Origin of the sequence: Eubacterium sp. AF22-8LB, assembly GCF_003458715.1 — a bacterium.
Taxonomy (GTDB): Bacteria; Bacillota_I; Bacilli_A; order Erysipelotrichales; family Erysipelotrichaceae; genus Holdemanella.
On sequence record NZ_QRVI01000009.1, the window covers coordinates 1 to 22194 of the forward strand.

Here is a 22194-nt window from a genome sequence, read left to right on the forward strand (position 1 = left end):
ATACAATAAAAAGCCTATGTCCTTACGAAAAGGTATAGGCTTTTGTCAACAATCTGAGACGGGAAATTAATTTTCCCGTCTTAATTTTCTTCATATACTTCTTCAAAAGACACTTTTGCGTCTTGTGAGTTTTCTTTCATGAATTTACGATTCTTATAAAAACCAACTGTTAATAATGGTACGATGATAATTGCGATACCTAAATATCCACAATATCCATATCCATATTTAACTACATTTGTAAGTCCAACGAATGAGATTCCCATAGAAACCACCATGATAAAGGCAGAAACTAAAGCTCTACGAACTGGTACATTTTCTACTTTTTGAAGAAACTTCACATTTTCAAAGCGATTCACAAATCCAAAGATTACACAAACAGCACTTGAAATTAAGCATAAGAATAATACAAGTCCATAAAGTGCGACAAGCCAGTTAGCTCCAAAAGATTTTAATGTTGTTAATGTAGGAAGTGTTGTTCCATTTGGCTGTGTTAAATAATAGTGTTGCCAACAAAGTAACATTAATACAGCAAGGCCTAGTCCCAACATATTTAATGTAAATGTTAGTGCCATTGAACGATCGCAATCTTGTTTTGTTTTTAAAACACTTGTTCCACAAACTAAGATAGCTGGTACTGTAACCCATTGGAATGCTGAATATGTTACACCATTCCATACAGCTTTTGGAAGTTGATTCCACCCATTGTTTGAAAAATCAACACGCATAACATCTAATAAAATATGTCCATTCAATAAACCGACTGTATAAATAGAAACAGCTAGTACTAAGATCACTACGCCCATATATGTACTTGCTCTACGAATTAAGTCCACTCCAAAAATTGTTAGGAATAATACAACAAGTCCAATTACTAGTGTTCCAAGATAGTAGTTCAATCCAAAGTATTGTGTTAAGGCACTTGCAGCACCAGAAATACAAGACGCAACAACCATTAAAACCATGATATTAAAGAATAATTCAAACAATAATTCAACCTTATCAAATGGATGATATAAACACTCAAACAATTCCTTATATGTTTTTAACCCACGAGAGTTCATCATAATTTGTCCTTCACGAATTGTCATCGCAAGAAGTAACATTGCAACAGCAACACCAACAATAGCTGGCCACCCTAAACTAACAAACCATGTATTTTCCTGATTTCCTGTCGCAAAGCCTCCGCCTGCGTGTGCTGCAAATGCAGTTATCGCAACGGAAAATGCAGCCATCCATGATCGATTCATGTTTTTTACTTGATTCTTCTTCATTTTCAAATTCTCCTTCTCTTGCAACAAAAAACCTTCCGCCTCTTGTTGCCTATAATCAGCATAAGAGACGAAAGGTTATAATCTTCTTCCGCGGTACCACTCTTTTTCATTCTATTGATTGCCCTCATCGATGCTATCACATCTAGTCTTTATATCGTAAGACTCACGTCTATAACTACATTATCGCTACAGCCACTCCATGGTGATTTTCATTCTCTAGCTTCCGATATTTTACACCAACCAATATCTCTCTAGGCCAAAGCTTTAGTGAATTACTCTTCCATATCAATGTGTTGGTTGTATAATACATCATTTTTCATTGTTTTACAAGCATAAATGTAAACATTTTACATTTATTTACATTTTTATGTAAATAAAAAGAGGCCTAAGCCTCTTTCATAATCTGGTCGATCGTATTTACGACGCGACTTGTGTTTTTTCCATCTGTAAATACCATATATTTCATTTGGAAATAAGATAATTTATCATAGTCATAATTTTCTAATTTTAAAGCTTCTACTAATTGATTTTCATCTGTACATATTGGACCAGGAAAATCATCAAAATTAATATTCAATCCTATGCTTTGTTTATATTCCTGAATATCTGGAATGTAACTAATCATTGGTTTATTTAATAAAGAATAATCAAAGATAACACTTGAGTAATCTGAAATCAAACAATCACTTACCTGCATCAGCGTATATAAATCTTCTTTATTCATATTCATACCACCTTCGCATTGAATATTCCCAAGTAAAGGATGAAATTTATAAAGAATGACATAATCCTGGATTTTTGTAAAATCAAAAGACTGGATTTTAAATCCATCGATAATGTTTCCTCTAAAAGTAGGTGCATATAAGCATAATTTTTTGCCTTTTAACTGTGGATACTTCAAAAAGAATTCATCTGTTCGATCTGCATTTAATAATGTATCTACACGCGGCATTCCTGTCACTAATACTTGATCTTTATCTACTCCAAAAGCCTTAGAATATGGTTCTTTCCAATATTCTGCATTACATAAGACATAATCATAATTACGTACGGGATATTGTCTTTTGATTTGGTTTCCAAATTTTTTTACAGCTCCACACGCATGCCATACTTGGAGTACCTTTACATTCTTAGGTTTCATATGACTGATCACATAATTATTGTCATTTAAAATCACAAGACTTGATTTTTTGATTTCTACAAGCTGTTTTAAACAATTCAAAAAATATTTAAAGTCTCCCCATAAATTTTTTTCAAACATCAATAAAATATAATGAATGTCATACTTGTTCTCATGTCGCAATTGCTTATCAATAAGTTTAAAATCACCAGATAATTCACTTTGTGTCAAACTAATAAAAGTAATTCGATTGTCTTTAGGATGAACAAAAAAAGTCAAAACATTTACAATCCATAAGGCAATATTTAAGATTATTTTACTTAATCCCATTTTATTGCACCGCCTTACATAAAATATCAACAACTCTTTTTGATGCATTTCCATCTTCATGATTATTGAAATATGCATTAAACTCTTCTAATTTTGAATAATCATATACTTCATTTTTGATATCCTTCAACATACTTTCTTCATCCATATAGATTTGTCCTGGAATATCCTTATGAATATCTAAATAGAACCCTCTTAAATCTGTCGCATACTCTTTTAAGTCATACATATAGAAATAGATAGGTCGTTTTAAAATGGCATAATCAAAGAATACACTTGAATAGTCCGTAATCAAAACATCACTAATCACATATAACTCATTGATTTCTGCCTGTGCAGGTATAGAATATAAGAATCCGTCTAATTCTGGATCATCCTTAAAAGTATTGATAATCAAATAATGTGGTTTAAATACGACAATCGTATCTTTTCCTAAAATCTCTTTCCATTTCCTAAAGTTTGCCTTCAATTCAAACGTATATCCAGCAGATACATAGGAATTATCTCTCCAAGTTGGAGCATACAACACGATTTTTTTATCCATAGGCAAATGATACTTATCTTTAATTTGATTACATTCTTCTTTTGTCGCATTTGAAATAAAATCATTTCTAGGATATCCTGTTTCAATCAACCTTTCCCTATTAATTTGAAAAGAGGTTTGAAAAACCTTCGTACAGAAAGCATTTGGACTAATCATATAGTTGTATCTTTCAACATCTACATCATAGGAATGGCACATCTGCTCATAGCTGACGCCTGAACGATAAAAAGTTGTATCCTCACTCACATCGATATCGTGAGCTAGACGTTTTAATGGTGTTCCATGCCATGTCTGTAAATAAACTTGATTTTCTTTTTTAAAGATATAAGTTGGCAACTTACAATTTACAACCCATAATTTTGCCTTTGATAAGTAATAAAAATAAGGAATGCTGAAATATTCTTTTATTTCAGCTCCCTCAATCTTAATATCTTTTTCTTTATGGTTCTTTATAAACCAAATAAAGCGATATCCATCAAATCGTGGATCTTGTCTCATTTGTTCATAAATAGCCTTTGGATTGTCTGAATAGCCACGGCCGTGAAAAGATATAAAGATAACAAGTTTATCATCTACTTTAAATAGACGATAAGTTAACTTATATGCTAGGCGTATGCATTTTCCGGCAAACTTTTTAATGGGTCTCAAAAGTTTTATCAACATGACTACCCCTCCTCTTTTTATTTAAATACTTCCTCTACAATATGCTTTGACGCATTTCCATCATCGTAACAACAGAAACGTTTGTAGAACTCTTCATAACGTTCTTTATATTTTTCATTGATTTGATCAATGTTTAGAATTGCATTCACAACTTCTTCACTCGTATATAATAATGGTCCTGGAACTTCTGTATTCATATCAATATAGAATCCGCGCAATTGGTTTTTATACTTCTCAATATCATAGGTATAGAATAATACTGGTCTTTTTAAGTTCGCAAAATCAAAGAATACACTTGAATAATCGGTAATACAAATATCACTAATTAAATAGATTTCACTAATATCATCATATTTACTTAAATTGTACACAAATCCTTCAAGACCTGTTGTGTCAATATTGTCTGCAATATAATGGTGTGTTCTTAATAAAACAACATATTCATCGGATAATTTTTCCATCATAAGCTTCAAATCCAAAGCTAAAGTAAATTTATATTCACCTTTTCCATAATGTTCATCATCACGCCATGTTGGTGCATATAGAATTGTCTTTTTGTCTTTTGGAATACCTAATTTTTCTCTTAGGTCCTTGGCAATTTGATCTTTATTTGGCCAATATAAAATATCATTTCTAGGATATCCATATTCCAACATTTTTCCTTCATACATAAAACAGCTTCTAAATGTTTTTGTACTAAATGGATTGGCACTTACTAAATAATCCCATTCTTGTCTTTGACGATAGAATTGTTGCTTATATTTTGGTGAAGCAGAAGTCACTTCTTCCTGATCAAAAACAAGACGTTTTAATGGTGTTCCATGCCATGTTTCAACAAACACCTGTCCTTCACGTTTTCGATACCATAATGGTTGTCGAACATTAAACACAAAATATTTACTAACAGCCAAGTAATATGCATATTTAAAAGAAAAACGTTTTACAACTTCAGCACCATAAGGAACTTCATGTCCATCATTCAAAGCCCATACGCATTTATATTTACCTGGATAATTCTTGGCAATATATTCATATATATATTTAGGGCTATCTGAATAATTTTTAGCCATAAATGTTTCAAATAAAATCACATTATCTTGAATTGGTTTTTTAGAATAAATGTGATAATAAGCTAATTTAAATAATACATTCTTATTTTTAAAGATTCTAAAGAATTTCTTAATTCCTAATTTTCTTCTTACACAGCTTTGTACACCTTTTAAGTCTCGATTCTTTAAATAGGAAACCATTTTCTTAGAATTACGCTTATAACGGTTCATAACTTCTGGACGAATACCATCGATTGTTTGGGCAATTCGTTCAAAATAAACTGTACGCCATAATTCATCTTGGCTACGACGAATTTTTTTAGACATACGAGTCACAAAATAAGATACAATTTTACGATCTAAACAGAAACGAACAACACCCTCTTCTTTTACAAGCGTACGTGTATATTCGACAGCTTCACATCGTTCATTGAATCGATTATCATTTTCTTCCTGGCTTAAAGCAGGTTCATTGATTGGATCATTATGCTTACGTTTTACATAAATTGCATCTTCTACACGTAGTGCAGTATTCAACTTATCTAGTAAAGGACACATAAATGTCATATCACTATAATATCTAAAGTTTTCATTAAATCTTAAATGATTACGAACCACAAAGTCACGATTATATAAATTTCCCAATACAGTAAATGTTCGAATTTCTTTACGATTATCCATTGTATAGAAAATCGCCTGTGCTTGCTGCTCATCTTTTTCATAGGATGCAAAAGTTACAAAGTTAGAAAGCTTATTTAATCGACGTTGTTCCCTTTCTTCTAAGTCTTCTTCATCAACTTCTTTATTTTCAACTTTGTGAAGATAATTCGCTTTGTTGTTCCAAGTATGATTCAACATACCATAAACCATATCTACATCATGATCCATGGCTTTAATCATATTTTGTAATGTATCTTCTAAAATATAATCGTCACTATCTAAAAAATAAAGGTAAGCCCCTTTAGCTTCTTGGATACCTACATTTCGACATGCGGCAGATCCTGATGCCCCTTCAGGTAATTCATATACTCGTATATCAAAAATCGCATTATATTTTTCTAATAAGTCATCTATATTTTCGATTGGATGGTCTAGTACAATGATTAACTCAAAATCTTTAAATGTGCTTTGTTCTAAATTTTCTAAACACTCCTTCAAGTAATGTTTGTACTTAAAAAAAGGAAGGATAATACTAATTGTATGCATATTAACCCTTCAATTCCTCTTTTAATTGAGTTGTACTAATACCTTCTGTTCTTGGCAAATATACAACTTCACAATAATCTTTTAAGAAATCAAATTTTCCCTTCCAATCATCACCCATGACAAATACATCTACATTATATTTCTTTACATCTTCAATTTTTTGTTCCCAACTTGTTTCTGGAATTACTTTATCTACGTATTTAATTGCTTCAACAATTTTCATACGATCTGTATCTTTAATTTTACATACTTTATTTTTTCCCAAATTAAACTCATCACTGCTTACCGCAACAATTAAATAGTCGCCTAATTCTTTTGCACGACGTAATAAATTTAAATGGCCTACATGAAATAAATCAAAAGTCCCATATGTTATTACTGTTTTCATCAGTCAACAACCTCCCTATATATAAACACTGTAATTGTAAACTATTTTTGATAAATTGAAAAGGAGTCGTGAAACTCCTTTATTAACCAAATAACTTTGCGATTCCCTTTTTTTCTTTTTTTGGCAATAAGCGCTTTTCGAACTTCTCATCTAGGAATTTTTTCTTTTCCTTTTTACTCATTGCTTCCAACTTATCTACATAGGCAGAATAATCATCACATACTTTGTCAATGTCGCCCATTTCAACTAGTTGTCCGCCTTCGATCCACATTCCTGTCTTACAGAATTCCCGAACCTGACTTAATGAATGCGATATAAAGAAAATCGTTTTTCCTTCTTCATCTCTAAGTTTCATCATACGCTTCATGCATTTCTTCGCAAAACCTTTGTCTCCAACACTTAACGCTTCATCGACAATAAAGATATCCGGATTTAATGCAAGCGAGATAGAAAAACCTAAACGAGATTTCATACCCGATGAATATTTTTTTACTGGTTGATACAAGAAATCACCTAATTCTGCAAAATCAATTACATCATTTGTAATTTCTTGAATACGCTTTTTTCTCAAACCCATTAAAGCACCTTTTACATTAATATTTTCAAGCCCAGTCAACTGTTGATTCAAACCCGTGTTGATTGCAATCAAAGCTTGTTCTCCATTAATTTTCATGGTACCACTATTAATTTCAGAAATACCTGACAATAATAAAGATAATGTAGACTTTCCAGATCCATTTGTACCTAAAATACCTACTACATCGCCTTTTTTTATTTTAAAAGATACGTCTTTTAACGCGTAAAATTCTTTCTTATCTGTTTTATACTGATTGTTTTTATTTCTTAAAGTATAGATTTTAGAAATATTTTCAACTTCAACTGCATATTCTTCTTTAGACATAAAAACCTCCTAAATCATATCAATGAATTTCTTTTTGAAGGTATACATCAAAAAGCATCCTAACGCAAAAATCACAAATACTAAACACCAGAAATACAGTGTAATAGCTGGGTGATCAAAAGGATTTCTTCCGTAAAATACCGCATCTCGATATCCTTGGATAATATAATAGATTGGATTTACCTTAACAAGCTTATTTAAGATGCTTGCGAATGGAACATCCGGTTTAAAATGACAATCCCATAAAATAGGTGAGAAGTACATCAACATTCGCATGATAGAAGAAATAAATTTCTTTACATCTCGCCACAACATTGTAAGTACAGATAAAACAAGAGAAATGGCTTCTCCTAGCATAAAGGCACAAATCATATAATAAATAATCCATAGCCAATTGAAGTTAGGATACCATCCACTTAAGATTAGAGTCACAAATGTAATTATCAACATCACAAAGTGATTAAACAATTCTTTTAAACAGACTGTTGCAGGTAAAACCGAAACTGGAAATTTCATTCTTGTGATAACGTTTGTCTTTGAAAATACAGCCGAACATCCATCAACAATACATGGACGAATATACCACCACACACTAAATGCCACAACAAGCCAAGGTAAATACTCAACAGTAATCCCTCTGTATGTTTGTGCTTTTCTTCCCCAGGCAATACCAAATACAAGCCAATAAGTAAACACTTGAATCGCAGGAGATGCAAAATTCCAAAAAATACCAAATTTAGAATCACGCATATCGGATAATAATTCATATTTTGCGATGCAGAAAATACGATAAAAATTTGAACAATTTTCTTTTATAACGTATGAAATGCTTTTAAACATAATAAAATTTCTCCTTAACAACTTCTAGTTTATCAAATTTTTACTAGAAAAAAAATCTGCATGAAGCAGATTTTCTTGCATTCCTTCTCCTTTCCACTTATATTCTACCAATTCAATGTGAATTTATTGTGAAAAGGGGGCATTTTATTCATTTTCTTCTTCGACTTCTTTTTCTACTTCGTCTAATTCATCTTCAATCAATTCTGATTCTTCATCATCTTCATCATCTTCATCGATCGCAATAGAATCTGTATCCATAACACTTTCTGAATACGTGTGACGTGAACGCAAATCCCAAGTATTTTGTGACATGTTCAAGAAACGGCCATCTAAAGATAAATCTGTATAAAACTGTGCGATATTATCTTCAAATTGTGTTTGAGTGAATCCCATTTCCTGACTTACATCTTTCCAAAGATCAACAAATGGCATAGCTCCATTATTATTTGTTAATACTTGATATGCAACTTCAATCATAGACTTTTTCATAATTCAATAAAACTCCTCTTAATACTTACATTGACTCAACTGCTTCAACACCAATACAATCTAATGCATTTGCCAAAACAATTTGTGTCGCCTTAACTAAGGCAAGACGTTGTGAACTCAACTCTAAATTTTCACGATCTACAACTTTACACACGTTATAGAAGCTGTGGAATTTACTAGCTAAATTTTGAATATAATGACACATCTTATGTACTTGACGAGATTGAGCTGTATCGATGATTACTTTATTAAATTCTTGTAATGATTTCATCAACTCAATTTCTTTTTCATTTGTCAAATCATCAAATGATGTAGCTAACTCAATATCTTGTGCTTGTTTTTCTATCGAACACATACGAGCATGTGCATATTGTGCATAATACACTGGATTTTCATTTGATTTCTTAGTTGCTAATTCAATATCAAAATCTAAATGCGAATCCAATGCTCTTTGTACAAAGAAATAACGCGCTGCATCGACTCCAACCTTATCACATAACTCATTAATTGTAGTCGCATTACCTAAACGCTTTGACATCTTCATTTCTTCACCATTTGATACTAAACGAACCATTTGAATAATATCGACATGTAATTTGTCTGCATCATTTCCCAATGCTGTCATACTCGCCTTTAAACGAGGAATATATCCGTGGTGATCCGCTCCAAAGAAGTCAACTAAAACATCAAATCCACGTTGGCATTTATCATTGTGATATGCAATATCTGGAACTAAATATGTTAATGACCCATCTTGTTTTCTTAAAACACGATCTTTATCATCACCAAATTTTGTCGTTTCAAACCATAAAGCTCCATCTTTTTCGTATACATATCCTTTTTCATCTAATTTCTTTACAGCCGCATCTACTTTTCCAGCATCACGGATACTTTGTTCACTTGACCAAACATCAAAATGTACACGATAGCGATCTAAATCTTTTCTGATTTTATCTAATTCAAATTTAATTCCTTCTTTTTTGAAGAATTTTAAATTTTCTTCTGTTGGTTCTAAATAAGTTTCAGGATATTCTTTCGCTAATTCATATCCTTTCTCTTCTACATCTTTACCCATGTAGCCATCTTGACCAATTTCAGTAGGAATTCCCTGTGCTTGACGATAACGAGCATTTAAAGATAATGCTAAGTTTGTAATCTGGTTACCAGCATCATTCACATAATATTCACGCGTTACATCGTATCCTGCTTTTTTCATGATACGAGCACAGCTATCTCCCCAGGCAGCTCCACGAGCATGTCCTAAGTGTAATGATCCAGTTGGATTTGCACTAACGTATTCTAAATCCACTTTGATTCCATTAGCTGGTTGTTGTCCATAATTTTCTTTTTGCGCTAGTACATCAGAAATAACCTTAGAAAAACGATCTTTTGACAAAGTAAAATTTAAGAAACCTGGTCCGGCAATTTCAACATTAGAAACCATTTCCAATGAAAATGCATCTAATAAATTTTGTGCAATCATTCTTGGATTCTGGTGTAACTGACGTGTTAACTGCATCGCAACATTACTAGAGAAATCCCCATGATCTTTATTTTTTGGTGTTTCAACTACAATGTTTTGTACATCTAAATCTAGATCAAAAGCTTTTTTTACAGCATTTTGAATAGCTTGCTTTAATTCAACTTCAATTGACTGCATATGTTTCCTCCTTATTTATATATAGTACAAAATGAAATTTTTGTTCTTCATTCCCTTGAATAAGACTGTATTTAACTTCTACACAATTTTCATTCACATCATAATGACTTGTATGACAATCCAATTCTATTTGTCCAAACTCAGTTTCAATATGTCCTTTAGTACGACTATTTAAACGAAGTGTTAAATTGACAGTGATTTCTGATTCACTTCGAATAATGAGTCCATTTTTCCATATTTTCCATTCAAATTGACTTGTTTCATTATTAAAAGAAACAAGTAGCCCATCGTTAGCACAAAAGTCAATCGAAGCGGCTCCCTTATATAATGTTTGGTTGGAAATTTTATCAAATAAATGTACCTGATTTGTCATAGCTAGTGCATAATATCACACTCTGATTTTTTTGCAAGAAAATTTATTAAAAAACATAACAAATTAATTAAAAACTAACAAGTTTACTAAAATAATTATTATTTTTAAACAATTATATTATATTTTCACAAGTGAAAACGGTAACATACACTATGTTACCGCCTCTTTTAAATAATTTCTTTCGGGAAATAAATACATTTATTTGTTTGATTTTTCATCTTCAACAATGCCTTAACAATCTGTGAACTACTTGATAATGATATCAATTCATTTTTTGAATTTAACATCCATATAATTTGATTTTCATCATTTTCTGTATATGGCAAATACGCTTTAGAATGTGAAACCACCTCATAATAGTAATAATCTAAATTAAAGTCTTGTTGCTCTAATTTCTTTTTGATTTCCATTATCTGCTGCTTTGTTGGATCTTCGATCCACTCAAATAAATGACGATTTAAAATACGATTCGCAAAATCTTTTAAAATCACATCTTCACTATTTAAGGCTTCTTGAAAACCATAAAACATACGATGCTCGTCCATTAGATAAAATTCTTTATTGGATAAACTACCATTCATCAAAGGTTCAAAGACATCTATATTCCGAATTTTTGAATATCGCTTAAAGAACTGTTGAATCATAATTTCATATGATTTGGCATCTGGATGCAAGTAAACCTGCCAATACATATGATATCTAGCCATGATATAGTCTTCTACACTATGCATTCCACTTAATTTCACACATAATGAATCATTTTTAACTCGTAGCGTTCGTAAAATTCTTTCTAGATCAAAATTACCATAGCTCGTACCCGTTTCATAGGCATCTCTTAAAAGATAATCCATTCGATCTGCATCTAATTGCGAGCTAATCATTTGATACATTAATGGCTTTGAGTGTTTATGTGTTAATATCAACACAATATTTTGTGGGAGTGATTCATCCTCTTTAATTAAAGCTTGATGAATTTCTGTTTCTGGATCCAAAATTAGATCACAAGTCATTTGTTCATGATGCTTCTTATGCAATGTTTCAAAAAAGTGAGAAAAAGGACCATGTCCTAAATCATGTAAAAGGGCTGCACATAAAACCTGAATCTTTTCATATTCACTCAAAGTAGCTGAAATTGCATCCACCTCTTCGCACATTCGTCTTGTGATTTCATATACACCTAAACTATGTGAAAAGCGAGAATGCTCTGCGGTATGATAAATTTGAAAATCTCCGCCTAACTGGTGGATACGGTGCAATCGTTGAAACTCTTTAGCATTAATGCAGTCCCAAATCACTTGATATTTCACATGAATGTACCCATGAACAGGATCTCTTAAAACTTTTGTTTCATTTGTTTTATTAAACATGGCCACGCCTCCTTTAATGCTTCTACAAGCATTTTATCAGATTTAAAGAAATTGTAGTCATATATATGATTTGGTGTTGTCCAAATATACTCAGAGTGTGCATTTAATACCACTGGCTTTTTACTGGCTGTACACGTGAAACAAGTCAAATGAATTTCATATCCATCTTGATAATCAATACTTGAAGCTAGATATTGAACATTGTGAATATCAATTTCACATTCTTCTTTCCATTCTCGAATCAATGCTTTTTCCTTAGTTTCATTTTTTTCTACTTTTCCGCCAGGAAATTCATAGAAACCTTTACTAGATCCATAACTTCTTTGAGCAATCATCACTTTTTCATCTATGACAAGAGCACCACATACAACATTAAGCTTGTTCATCTTCAATTCTTTCTTCGTGAATAATCTCAAATAATAATTGTGCATTTTGTTTTGAAACTTGTTTTTGAATATCTAATACACGAATTTCTAGTAATCTTGCACCAAAACGAATACGAATAGTATCTCCTATTTTCAACTCTGTACTTGGTTTTGCGACTCTGTCATTGACCCAGATACGTCCTTGTAATGCCAATTCTTTTGCGGCTTCTCTTCTTTTTAAAATTCTTGCTGTTTTTAAATATTTATCTAATCGCATTCAAAATCTCCCTCTATTTTTTCAATGACCTGCATCAACAATTCTATATGTTTCTTCAATCGTTTAGAAATCATGATTTTAATTTTACCATTTTCTAATTTCAAATTGATTTTTCGACTAATATCATTAATAGCACCAAATAACTTAACTCCATCACAATTTTTAGACCATTGAGCACTCATTGTGATTGTTACTACATCTTCCGTTTCTTTTAAAGACTCAACACCCTCATGATTCACAAAGAAATCTAATTTTTTCTGTTCGAATAATTGTTTTACTTCATTAGGAATATGTCCAAATAAATCCTCAACACGCTTTTCATACTCAATAAGCTCGGCAAGATTCTCTGTTTTTTTAATATGCTGATAAATTTCTAATTTATCTCCATCATTATCCGTAAATTGTTTAGGAATATAGCCTGATAATTGTACTTGAGCCACTTTAGCATTCTTATTTTCTTCCATAGGTTTTCCTTGCTTTTCTTTAATGGCACTTGCCAACATTTCAAGATATAAATCCAATCCCACATCATCAATAAAGCCAGCCTGTTGAGGCCCTAACATATCGCCTGCACCACGTATTGTTAAATCTCGCATAGCTACTTTATATCCACTGCCGAGTGAAGTAAATTCTTTGATAGCTTTTAATCGCTTATGAGCTTGTTCCGTTAATTCCTTTTGAGGCTGCACCAATAAATAACAATATGCGATTTTTTCTCGACGCCCAACACGCCCTCGAATCTGATATAACTGAGATAAACCAAAATGATCCGCATCATCGATGATCATTGTATTCGCATTCGCAATATCAAGTCCTGTTTCAATAATAGTTGTACATACTAAAATTTGATATTTTTCCTTTTCAAAATCAATCATTGTCTGCTCTATATCATTTTTATCCATACGCCCATGTGCTACAGCCACCTTAACATCTGGAAACATATTCTGAATATTTTTTGCGACAGAATAAATATTCGATACATGATTATATAAATAGAAAACCTGTCCACCACGTGATAATTCTCTTTGTATAATTTCCTTGACTACGTTTTTATGATTTTCCATAACATACGTCTGTATTGGATGACGATGTAATGGTGGAGTATTTAATTGTGAAATTGTACGAACGCCTATTAAAGACATCTGTAAAGTTCTAGGAATTGGCGTTGCACTTAATGAAAGAACATCAATTGCGTTTTTCATTTCTTTGATTTTCTCTTTGTGTTCTACACCAAATCGTTGTTCCTCATCAATAATCAATAACCCTAAATTCTTATATTTAAAGGATTTATTTAATAATTTATGTGTACCAATTATGATATCGACTTGTCCTTCTTCTAATTCTTTTTTTATCTGACTAATTTCTTTTGTCGGTACAAAACGATTTACCACTCGAATATTCGCACCCACATTTTCAAACCGCTTCATAAATGTTTGATAGTGCTGCATCGATAAAATCGTTGTTGGACACAATAAAGCTACTTGTTTATTATTAGAAATCGCTTTGAAAGCAGCTCGCATAGCTACTTCTGTTTTTCCAAATCCAACATCTCCACAAAGTAAATGATCCATCGGTTTCGGCTTTTCCATTTCACGCTTAATTTCTTCTGTAGCTTTTATTTGATCTGGAGTTGGGTCATATTCAAATGCATCTTCAAATTCTCTTTGCAGTTCATCATCCTTACTAAACGCAAAACCAATATCTTCATTTCGCTTCGCATATAACTCTACAAGACGAGCTGCAATTTCTTCAACTTTCTTTGATACCTTTTCCTTTGTTTTCTTCCATTTATTTGAACCTAACTGTGATAGCTTGATCCCTGCACCCTCTTTTGATACATATTTTCTTACAAGTTGAAATTGTGATAGAGGAACAAATAGTTCGTCTCCTCCATTATATAAAACATGTAGATAGTCTAATGTTTTCCCTTTGACCTTTCGTGTTGTAATTCCAACATATTGACCAATCCCATATTGTTCATGCACAACATAATCATTTGGCTCTAATTCAAGTATATTTTGTATAATTTGACCTTGTTTAAAGGTTTTCTGATAACGTTTGATTTGACTAGGACGATGAAATAATTCCTGTTGTGTATATACAGAAATATCCTCATATGTAAATCCTTCATAAAAATCATTTTCAATAAATGTGATATTCTTACGAATTGAATACGCTTTTAAGGCTTCCTGCACTTTTTTCGTATGTTCCTCATCCAAAGAAATATATATATTTTCCCCTTCAAGATTCTCTAAAATTTGAATCAATGGTTGATCTGATTTTTCTAATGTCTCTATTTTCGAGAAAATTGGATTTTTAAAATCTAGAAAATCATGGAACATTTGAATTTTGTAATCTTCTTCAAATTTGAATATATCATGAAACATATTATACTTTGGCAAATACTGATGAGATTGCACCATTTCCTGTATAAATGTAATTGTTTCTTCATTTAGTTTTTTATATCCATTTTCAACTTCTTCCTGACTTGAAAAAATAATATTTCCATTCACATAATCCGTTAATTTATTAGCTTTCAAATAGCTATAATAAATATATAAATGTGGGTCAATATCATAATTTTCTAAAGAGATCTTATCTTTTTCTATATAATCCAATAAGAACTCATAATCATCTGGAATCAGTTTTGTCTGTTGTTTTTCTAATTCTTTATCAATTTCTTTTTGTAGATAATTAATTTGTTCATCCGTAAATAATAAATCTGTTGCTGGATTAATAAATACAGAGTCAATTGTTTTAATCGTACGTTGTGTTTCTTCATGAAACAATCGAATTGATTCAATAACCGTATCAAAAAATTCAATACGAATTGGATGCTCATATTCTAAACAATAAACATCCACAATACCTCCACGACTTGCATATGTACATGGACGATCAACGTAGTTTACTTTTGTGTAACCTGCGCGATTTAATATTCGCTTCAATTCTGACATAGAAATTTCTTGATCCACCTCAAATTGAAAGCATAGACTTTTAAATAATTCTCTGTCTGGTAAGTAACGAAAAAAGGCCGCCGTATTGCATACAATAATACGTGGCTTATCTTCCTTAACAAGCTGTGTTAATACATAAATTTGTTCCTGTTTATCCTCAGGACTGGATGCGATGGCCTGAACACGTAAAGATTCTTCCATCACAAAAAGTAATGCATCATCTACTAAGGGCTGTAGTCTTTGGTAAAGCTGCTGTGCTTCATGGCGATTCTTTTTAACCACAATTCTTGTCTTTTTATCCATCTGAAATGCACTCGCTAAGCACAAAGCTTCTTCATTCGGAAATAAATTACCAATGTTATTTCCAAAATGAATCATTTGTTGCGTTACAGGATTTGTTTGTAGTTCTTTTAATATTGTATCTTTCAAAAATACCACCTTCTACTTTTTATTATACCTATTCATTGTGTCACTAAAAGAGTGTTTAATTGAAAACTTAGCTGCTTTTGCGGCCTGTTCTAATGCTTTATTTAATTCTTCTTGTTGTTCCTGCGGAAATTTTCCTAGTACCCAATCTACAACTGGAATCATTTTATCTTTTCCGATGCCTATGCGGATACGATCAAAATCTTGTGTACCAATATGCGAAATGATACTTTTTATACCATTATGCCCTCCAGCACTTCCTTTTTGGCGTAAGCGAAGCTTTCCAACTGGCATATCCATATCATCGTACAACACAAGGATATCTTCACAAGACACTTTAAAAAAATCCATACACTGTCTTAATGCGATACCACTGTTATTCATATAAGTGGTTGGTTTTAATAAAATAACATCTTCACCATCAATTTTCTTTTTTGAAAAATAAGCAGAGAATTTTTCCTGATTAAAATCCATTTCTAGCATTTTAGCCAATTTATCAATTGCCATAAATCCAGCATTATGACGTGTGTTTTCGTATTCTCTACCGATATTCCCTAATCCGATAATAATTTTCATAAAAAACCTCCCTTTTTTACAAAAAATAACGGGATAATCCCGTTATTCTTCATCTTTTCCTGGTGTATATAAAATATGTAAACGACGTCCTTCTCCTTCACCTTCACTCTTAGTAGAAATATCATTCATTCCTGCTAAAGCATTATGAATTGCCTTTCTTTCATCAGCTGGCATTGGATCTAGTACAGCGTCTACTTTTGTACGACGTACATCTTTAGCTACGCGCACTGCCATTTTACAAATTTTTTCGTATCTTTCTTCCTTATAACCATTTACATCGATCAATAAGCCGATACGTTTTTTGAATGCTGCGCTAACTGCAGCCTTAACTAAACGATTGAATGCTTGCAAAGACTTACCTGCTTTACCGATCATAATCGCATTGTTTTTTGTATTTACAGTAATGCGATAGAATCCATGATCATTTTCAATTTCAACAGTTCCATCTAATTCTGCATTATCAAAATATGTTTGAATATATGACTTAATAAAATCTTCAATATCTTTTTGGCAATAAGCTTCAATCTCAATTGTTTTACCAATTCCTAAAAAACCACTTTTTTCTTCTGTAATTTCATAATGAAGTTCTTCTTTAGTACAACCCTTCGCATTGCATGCGGCTGCTAAAGCTTCATCTAATGTTTTTCCAGTATATTTATCGAATTCCATATGAGCTACCTACTTTTTGTTCATGATTTGGTGTAGGATTAAAGATTGAGCTACACGGATTACACTAGATACTAACCAATAGAATGACATTGCCATTGGCCATGAAATATACATAATACAAATCATACCAGTCATGAAATACATATACATATTCATACTGTTAGCCATAGGATTTCCATCGTTTTGTGCATATTTTTTAACTTTAACGTTATCTTTCTTATCTTGCCATTTCTTTAACCATTGAGGTAATTTCATTGAGACAATATAGAAAATAACCATTAATACATAAATAATAATACAAGGAATATTTAATGCTTTAATTCCTTCAATTGGAGTACCAAACAATGAAATACCAATAAAGCTACCACTAACAACGCTTACAGCACGCATTGTAGCATAATACATACCCATCATAATTGGTAACTGAATAAATGTTACTAACATTGATCCAAATGGATGAATATCATACTTTTGATAAATATTTTGCATTTCCTGAGCCATCTGCATTTTAGAACGTTCATCTGTTTTGTCTTTATATTTATCTTGGATTCTTTGAATTTCAGGTTGAATTTCCTGCATTCTTTGTGTAGACATTTGTGATTTACGTGTAAATACAAATACAAGCATCTGAATCAATAAAGTTGTTACAATAATACCAACTCCGGCATCAGTTTTTGCGGAAACTAAGTTGATGATTTGGGCAATTGGCCAAACAATCAATCCATCAAACCAACCGTGTGACATAGAATTTTTGAAAGTTGTTGGCTGAATTGTATATTTGCCATCTTTAATATTCTTTTTAATTTCTTTCTTTAATGCTTTATCAGTAATATCGCTGACATTAATTTGATTTACATCAATTGTTGTTTCTTCACTTGCAATAATTTGGTCTGCTCTTGTTTTTCCATCTTTACCTCTTGGATTTGCACAAGCCGTACATGTTAATAATACCAACATACATAAAAAGACCAATTTCGCTTTTTTTTGCAAAAATTGTTTCATTTTTTATTCCTCTACTTTTTCAAAAATCTTTTATTTATCCGATTTTGATTTTCTTTCATTTCTTTTTTATTCTCTTCAAACGATTTATTAGTGAATGCAGGTCGAACTATGATAATAAGATCATAACCCTCTTCAAAAGTAAAAATTTCATCCACCATACTACGAAGTTGTCTTTTTACTTTATTACGACAAACGGCATTTCCTAATTTTTTCCCCACACTGATTCCTACTCTAGCATGGTCTAGTTTTCGTTTTTGAAAATAACAAACAAATGATGACGACTTAACAAATTGTCGATTCTGGATGATGGAAGAAAACTCATAGTTTTTTAACACACGAAATTCTTTTTTCATGTTAATTCCCTATCCAGACAAAAAAATCACCTAGCAGGTGATTTCTATGCGGATAAAACCTTTCTGCCTTTCGCTCTTCTTCTAGAAAGAACGCTACGTCCACCAACAGTTGCCATACGAGCACGGAAGCCATGAACTTTTTGGTGTTTTCTCTTACTTGGCTGATATGTTCTTTTCATCTTGATTACACCCCTCAGTCTTTTTCTTCTTCTAAATTTTCAAATAAGATTGCTCAAACATTATAAACACAAATCAAAATAATTGTCAATAAAATAATTATTACATATGCTTACTTTTCAATATTTCATATGCTTTTTGTGTTAAACGATACATAATCGGATGAACTGGAATATCAAATTCTCCAATCATCTCATTTATAGTTGGGTTGAAATTATCTTTAAATTTTGTCAATCCATCATCTAAAGTCCCTTCTACACCGCCCATATTACTCCATAAGCATCCACGTTCAAACGCCCATTTAAAATTTTCAACATATTCCTTATACTGAGGCATAAACTTCTTGAATCGTTCATCCATACCTGCATATAACATTTCACAGGTATTTCCAAACTGAATACTTAATATACCGGCAATCGCAATATCTCTGTCTTCTTGACCAAACTCATCAAAAATTTCTTTATATTCATTTATATCCTTATTTACACTTCTCAATTGGTCTTCTAATCGATGTAATTTCTTTTTAGCATTTTCTGGTGTTGCTGCCATATCCTTTTCCAGCTGTACTTTCTTTTCCTTTGCTTCTTTATCTAATTGATACACATTACAAGTTGCTAAAAAGATGACTCCACCATCCGGATAATTATCCAATAATGTTTTAAAATAACTTTTATCTCTAAGGGCAACTCCTTTTCTTGATTCTGTTAATTCTACAAGACGACTAAATTCATCTAATAATTCTGTCTGTCCATGAATTATTTGAACATTTCTACGATTTGCATCCTTAATTAAACGCTTTGTGTGTTTTGGCAATGCATCTTCTACATTTTCACAAGCATATACATTAGATTGAAAACGAGGCTGAACTGTATCGGCAATGCTCATTGTATATCCATGGTGTTTAGCTTTACAACTTTTGAATATATCTAAATAAGTATTTGTATCTTCATATCTATCTGTATTATATGATTTTGAATCATAGTCATTCACATGAATAGCAGGGTCAAATTTGATAAAGATACAATGATCCTTTTTTGCGACTTTCTTTAGCTGTTCAAAATAATATTGAACTAGTTCTTTATCTTTATAATCCATAATAGGACCTCTAGGTAAATAGTACATACAAAATGTTAATGGCAATCTTTTAATAAGAACTAGTCCTACTGCCACTAATGTTCCATCCTTATATACTCCTGTATAAAGGTGGTCCCAGTTACTCTTTACTTTAGCCCAGTTATAGCTTTGTAGTAAGTTACAATATTCATGATTTTTTACAAATCCATCAAATTCATCTTGTTTTAAATCTATTTTAAATTCATACTGCATATTCTATCCTCCACAATATTTTCAAATACATCCTTATATATAATATCAAAATTTTAATTTATTTTGCATTTGAGGTTTTACACACATCATGCGTTCTACATTATAGCATTTTCTTTAATTTTCCACATAACAATTGTATACATACATTTGTTAATATGCATTATACCAACTCTATTTAATAAAATTGTATATAAATACATAAGTTATACAGTGGATAAAAGCAAAGTAAATTTATCCTATGTATAACTATGGAAAAGTGATTTATAGCCTTTATTTATCCATTCTCTTATATATGTATAATATGAATATAAACCAAGTTATCCCAATATTTTTTATTTTTTTTACACATTTGTCCACATTAGGAAAATTTATATCCCCAAAGAATAAATGGGGATAAGTGTAAAAATCGTGTATAATAATACTATTGCAAGGAGGTTTTACTATGTCAACCATGTCTTATGCATCGATATGGAATGAAACTTTACAAAAAATTCAAGAATCCAACTACTTTGATAGTCATACATTTAATTCCTGGATTTCTAAAACAACACTATTTAAAATAGAAGATAATATAGCTTATGTAGCTTACCGTTCTACAATTACTTTTAGTATTTTAAAGAAACAAAAGGAAAAAGAGCTATTTGAATCCACACTTAGTGAAGTATGGGGAGATACATTAACCATTCAGTATATTCATCAAAAAGAAATGGAAAAGATGATGCCTGAAGAGGTTGTAAAACAAAGAACGAATGTCTTATTAGAAAATAAATTTAATCCTTCTTACACATTTGAAAATTTTGTCGAAGGAAGCTCAAATGCAGAAGCCTATGCAGCTTGCTTAGCCTGTTGCACACAAACGACTTCTCATCTATTTAATCCACTTATGTTATATGGTAATTCTGGCTTAGGTAAAACACATTTACTACATGCGATGGGAAATTACCTAGCTAAAGAACATCCAGAATGTAAAGTCATTTATATGTATAGTGGAGATTTAGTTTCTTTATTAATAGAGGCTATGAAGACGAAAAATGTTCATGGAAATACAGTAGAAAGAGTGAAAGAACAACTTTTGGATTGCGATTATTTCTTAATTGATGATATTCAGAATTTACAGCAGCATTCAAGCAGTCAAGAAATCTTTTTTACAGTATATAATCAATTGATTCAAAAGAACACACAGATTATCATCACAAGTGATATGCATCCTAGTGAGATCAGTGGATTACAGTCTCGCTTAATTTCTCGCTTTGTTTCTGGACTTACAATCAGTATTTCTAAGCCTGAATTTGAAACAAGTAAAGCTATTTTGAAGAAAAAAATTGAGGGCCGTGAAGAAAGTGTAAATATGAGTGAAGAAGTTATTGATTATCTAGCAGGTAAATATTCAAATGACGTTAGAAATCTAGAGGGAACATTAAATCGCTTGATTTTTAATGCAACATTATTTAATCCCGATGTAATTGATATGGATTTTGCACGAAAAGTACTTATTAAAGAGCCTATTGTATCGCAGTCAGATGAATTAACAATCAAAAAAATCAAAAAAGCTGTAACACGCTTTTATGGCCTATCTTATAAGGATTTAGAGGGTAAATGCCGTCAAAAATTCATTGCGAACGCTAGACATATCTGTGTATATTTATCAAGAGATCTTCTTCACAAATCTTATGTATCCATTGGTCAGGAACTTGGTGGAAGAGATCATACTACTATTTCTAGTTCTTATGAGCGTGCAAAAAAATTAATTCAAAAAGATGAAGCTTTTAAGACAGCTGTAGAAAAGATACGTAGTACATTGGATTCTTAATTTATACACTGTATTCCTCATGGAATCCACATACAAAAAATAAGCTATAAAC

General features: G+C 31.5%; 21 protein-coding genes and 1 other annotated feature. Of the genes, 1 reads left to right on the forward strand and 20 read right to left on the reverse strand.

Translation table 11 applies throughout. The features are described from left to right. Positions 1-80 precede the first annotated feature (80 nt). The 20 genes from DWY01_RS04755 to DWY01_RS04850 all read right to left on the reverse strand — a co-directional run bounded on the left by DWY01_RS04755 (position 81) and on the right by DWY01_RS04850 (position 20332). A complete protein-coding gene (locus tag DWY01_RS04755) occupies positions 81-1274 on the reverse strand; it encodes a hypothetical protein (protein ID WP_117993950.1) in 1194 nt (397 codons plus the stop codon). Positions 1275-1334: 60 nt separating this feature from the next. Beyond that, positions 1335-1572 (reverse strand) — a binding site (T-box leader). An 87-nt stretch (positions 1573-1659) separates the two neighbouring features. After that, positions 1660-2724: a CDP-glycerol glycerophosphotransferase family protein gene (locus DWY01_RS04760; RefSeq protein WP_117993954.1), complete on the reverse strand. Its 1065-nt coding sequence runs from the start codon at positions 2722-2724 to the stop codon at positions 1660-1662. A 1-nt stretch (position 2725) separates the two neighbouring features. Next, positions 2726-3931 carry a CDP-glycerol glycerophosphotransferase family protein gene (locus DWY01_RS04765; RefSeq protein ID WP_199519879.1) on the reverse strand — a complete coding sequence of 402 codons (1206 nt, stop codon included), beginning with the start codon at positions 3929-3931 and terminating at the stop codon, positions 2726-2728. A gap of 17 nt (positions 3932-3948) precedes the next feature. Continuing rightward, positions 3949-6186 (reverse strand): bifunctional glycosyltransferase family 2 protein/CDP-glycerol:glycerophosphate glycerophosphotransferase, encoded by a 2238-nt coding sequence (locus DWY01_RS04770; RefSeq protein ID WP_117993961.1) that lies wholly within the window; start codon positions 6184-6186, stop codon positions 3949-3951. 1 nt (position 6187) lies between these two features. Then, the gene (gene tagD, locus DWY01_RS04775; protein ID WP_040466417.1) at positions 6188-6574 is read right to left on the reverse strand and encodes a glycerol-3-phosphate cytidylyltransferase; all 387 of its coding nucleotides are present in this window, start codon (positions 6572-6574) and stop codon (positions 6188-6190) included. Positions 6575-6656: 82 nt separating this feature from the next. Next, entirely contained in the window at positions 6657-7475 is an 819-nt protein-coding gene (locus DWY01_RS04780) for an ABC transporter ATP-binding protein (protein ID WP_117993964.1), read from the reverse strand. 9 nt (positions 7476-7484) lie between these two features. Beyond that, positions 7485-8315, reverse strand: a complete 831-nt coding sequence (locus tag DWY01_RS04785) for an ABC transporter permease (protein WP_117993968.1) — start codon at positions 8313-8315, stop codon at positions 7485-7487. 144 nt (positions 8316-8459) lie between these two features. Then, the gene (gene rpoE / locus DWY01_RS04790; RefSeq protein WP_117993972.1) at positions 8460-8804 is read right to left on the reverse strand and encodes a DNA-directed RNA polymerase subunit delta; all 345 of its coding nucleotides are present in this window, start codon (positions 8802-8804) and stop codon (positions 8460-8462) included. A gap of 25 nt (positions 8805-8829) precedes the next feature. Further along, positions 8830-10464, reverse strand: coding sequence for an arginine--tRNA ligase (gene argS, locus DWY01_RS04795; RefSeq protein WP_117993977.1), 1635 nt, complete (start codon positions 10462-10464; stop codon positions 8830-8832). Further along, a complete protein-coding gene (locus DWY01_RS04800) occupies positions 10451-10837 on the reverse strand; it encodes a DUF1934 family protein (protein WP_117993981.1) in 387 nt (128 codons plus the stop codon). Before DWY01_RS04800 ends, argS begins: the two co-directional genes overlap by 14 nt. 167 nt (positions 10838-11004) lie before the next feature. Then, a complete protein-coding gene (locus DWY01_RS04805; RefSeq protein WP_117993986.1) occupies positions 11005-12204 on the reverse strand; it encodes an HD domain-containing protein in 1200 nt (399 codons plus the stop codon). Next, positions 12171-12590 carry a (deoxy)nucleoside triphosphate pyrophosphohydrolase gene (locus tag DWY01_RS04810; protein WP_117993989.1) on the reverse strand — a complete coding sequence of 140 codons (420 nt, stop codon included), beginning with the start codon at positions 12588-12590 and terminating at the stop codon, positions 12171-12173. Before DWY01_RS04810 ends, DWY01_RS04805 begins: the two co-directional genes overlap by 34 nt. Further along, positions 12577-12846, reverse strand: a complete 270-nt coding sequence (locus DWY01_RS04815; RefSeq protein ID WP_003865701.1) for an RNA-binding S4 domain-containing protein — start codon at positions 12844-12846, stop codon at positions 12577-12579. Before DWY01_RS04815 ends, DWY01_RS04810 begins: the two co-directional genes overlap by 14 nt. After that, complete coding sequence (gene mfd, locus DWY01_RS04820) at positions 12837-16232, reverse strand: transcription-repair coupling factor (RefSeq protein WP_243001960.1); 3396 nt, start codon at positions 16230-16232, stop codon at positions 12837-12839. Before mfd ends, DWY01_RS04815 begins: the two co-directional genes overlap by 10 nt. A gap of 12 nt (positions 16233-16244) precedes the next feature. Beyond that, positions 16245-16805 carry an aminoacyl-tRNA hydrolase gene (gene pth / locus DWY01_RS04825; protein ID WP_117993998.1) on the reverse strand — a complete coding sequence of 187 codons (561 nt, stop codon included), beginning with the start codon at positions 16803-16805 and terminating at the stop codon, positions 16245-16247. Positions 16806-16847: 42 nt separating this feature from the next. After that, a complete protein-coding gene (locus DWY01_RS04830) occupies positions 16848-17474 on the reverse strand; it encodes a R3H domain-containing nucleic acid-binding protein (protein WP_117994002.1) in 627 nt (208 codons plus the stop codon). Between the two features lie 9 nt (positions 17475-17483). Then, positions 17484-18476, reverse strand: a complete 993-nt coding sequence (locus DWY01_RS04835) for a YidC/Oxa1 family membrane protein insertase (protein ID WP_117994006.1) — start codon at positions 18474-18476, stop codon at positions 17484-17486. An 11-nt stretch (positions 18477-18487) separates the two neighbouring features. Next, positions 18488-18829, reverse strand: coding sequence for a ribonuclease P protein component (rnpA, locus tag DWY01_RS04840; protein ID WP_117994011.1), 342 nt, complete (start codon positions 18827-18829; stop codon positions 18488-18490). A gap of 44 nt (positions 18830-18873) precedes the next feature. Continuing rightward, on the reverse strand, positions 18874-19008 hold the full coding sequence (gene rpmH, locus DWY01_RS04845; protein ID WP_117994015.1) for a 50S ribosomal protein L34: 135 nt from the start codon (positions 19006-19008) through the stop codon (positions 18874-18876). A 100-nt stretch (positions 19009-19108) separates the two neighbouring features. Then, positions 19109-20332 (reverse strand): peptidoglycan bridge formation glycyltransferase FemA/FemB family protein, encoded by a 1224-nt coding sequence (locus DWY01_RS04850; protein WP_117994020.1) that lies wholly within the window; start codon positions 20330-20332, stop codon positions 19109-19111. Positions 20333-20774: 442 nt separating this feature from the next. Here DWY01_RS04850 and dnaA point away from each other — a divergent pair, with 442 nt between their 5' ends. Then, entirely contained in the window at positions 20775-22142 is a 1368-nt protein-coding gene (gene dnaA / locus DWY01_RS04855) for a chromosomal replication initiator protein DnaA (RefSeq protein WP_199519880.1), read from the forward strand. Positions 22143-22194 lie beyond the last annotated feature (52 nt).

Coding starts and splice junctions, on each gene's coding strand:
- DWY01_RS04815 (WP_003865701.1), bottom strand. CDS start 12,846: ATGCGATTAGATAAATATTTAAAAACAGCAAGAATTTTAAAAAGAAGA.
- rnpA (WP_117994011.1), bottom strand. CDS start 18,829: ATGAAAAAAGAATTTCGTGTGTTAAAAAACTATGAGTTTTCTTCCATC.
- DWY01_RS04785 (WP_117993968.1), bottom strand. CDS start 8,315: ATGTTTAAAAGCATTTCATACGTTATAAAAGAAAATTGTTCAAATTTT.
- rpmH (WP_117994015.1), bottom strand. CDS start 19,008: ATGAAAAGAACATATCAGCCAAGTAAGAGAAAACACCAAAAAGTTCAT.
- DWY01_RS04850 (WP_117994020.1), bottom strand. CDS start 20,332: ATGCAGTATGAATTTAAAATAGATTTAAAACAAGATGAATTTGATGGA.
- pth (WP_117993998.1), bottom strand. CDS start 16,805: ATGAAAATTATTATCGGATTAGGGAATATCGGTAGAGAATACGAAAAC.
- DWY01_RS04755 (WP_117993950.1), bottom strand. CDS start 1,274: ATGAAGAAGAATCAAGTAAAAAACATGAATCGATCATGGATGGCTGCA.
- DWY01_RS04830 (WP_117994002.1), bottom strand. CDS start 17,474: ATGGAATTCGATAAATATACTGGAAAAACATTAGATGAAGCTTTAGCA.
- DWY01_RS04805 (WP_117993986.1), bottom strand. CDS start 12,204: ATGTTTAATAAAACAAATGAAACAAAAGTTTTAAGAGATCCTGTTCAT.
- DWY01_RS04800 (WP_117993981.1), bottom strand. CDS start 10,837: ATGACAAATCAGGTACATTTATTTGATAAAATTTCCAACCAAACATTA.
- tagD (WP_040466417.1), bottom strand. CDS start 6,574: ATGAAAACAGTAATAACATATGGGACTTTTGATTTATTTCATGTAGGC.
- DWY01_RS04765 (WP_199519879.1), bottom strand. CDS start 3,931: ATGTTGATAAAACTTTTGAGACCCATTAAAAAGTTTGCCGGAAAATGC.
- argS (WP_117993977.1), bottom strand. CDS start 10,464: ATGCAGTCAATTGAAGTTGAATTAAAGCAAGCTATTCAAAATGCTGTA.
- rpoE (WP_117993972.1), bottom strand. CDS start 8,804: ATGAAAAAGTCTATGATTGAAGTTGCATATCAAGTATTAACAAATAAT.
- DWY01_RS04810 (WP_117993989.1), bottom strand. CDS start 12,590: ATGAACAAGCTTAATGTTGTATGTGGTGCTCTTGTCATAGATGAAAAA.
- DWY01_RS04835 (WP_117994006.1), bottom strand. CDS start 18,476: ATGAAACAATTTTTGCAAAAAAAAGCGAAATTGGTCTTTTTATGTATG.
- dnaA (WP_199519880.1), top strand. CDS start 20,775: ATGTCAACCATGTCTTATGCATCGATATGGAATGAAACTTTACAAAAA.
- DWY01_RS04780 (WP_117993964.1), bottom strand. CDS start 7,475: ATGTCTAAAGAAGAATATGCAGTTGAAGTTGAAAATATTTCTAAAATC.
- DWY01_RS04760 (WP_117993954.1), bottom strand. CDS start 2,724: ATGGGATTAAGTAAAATAATCTTAAATATTGCCTTATGGATTGTAAAT.
- DWY01_RS04770 (WP_117993961.1), bottom strand. CDS start 6,186: ATGCATACAATTAGTATTATCCTTCCTTTTTTTAAGTACAAACATTAC.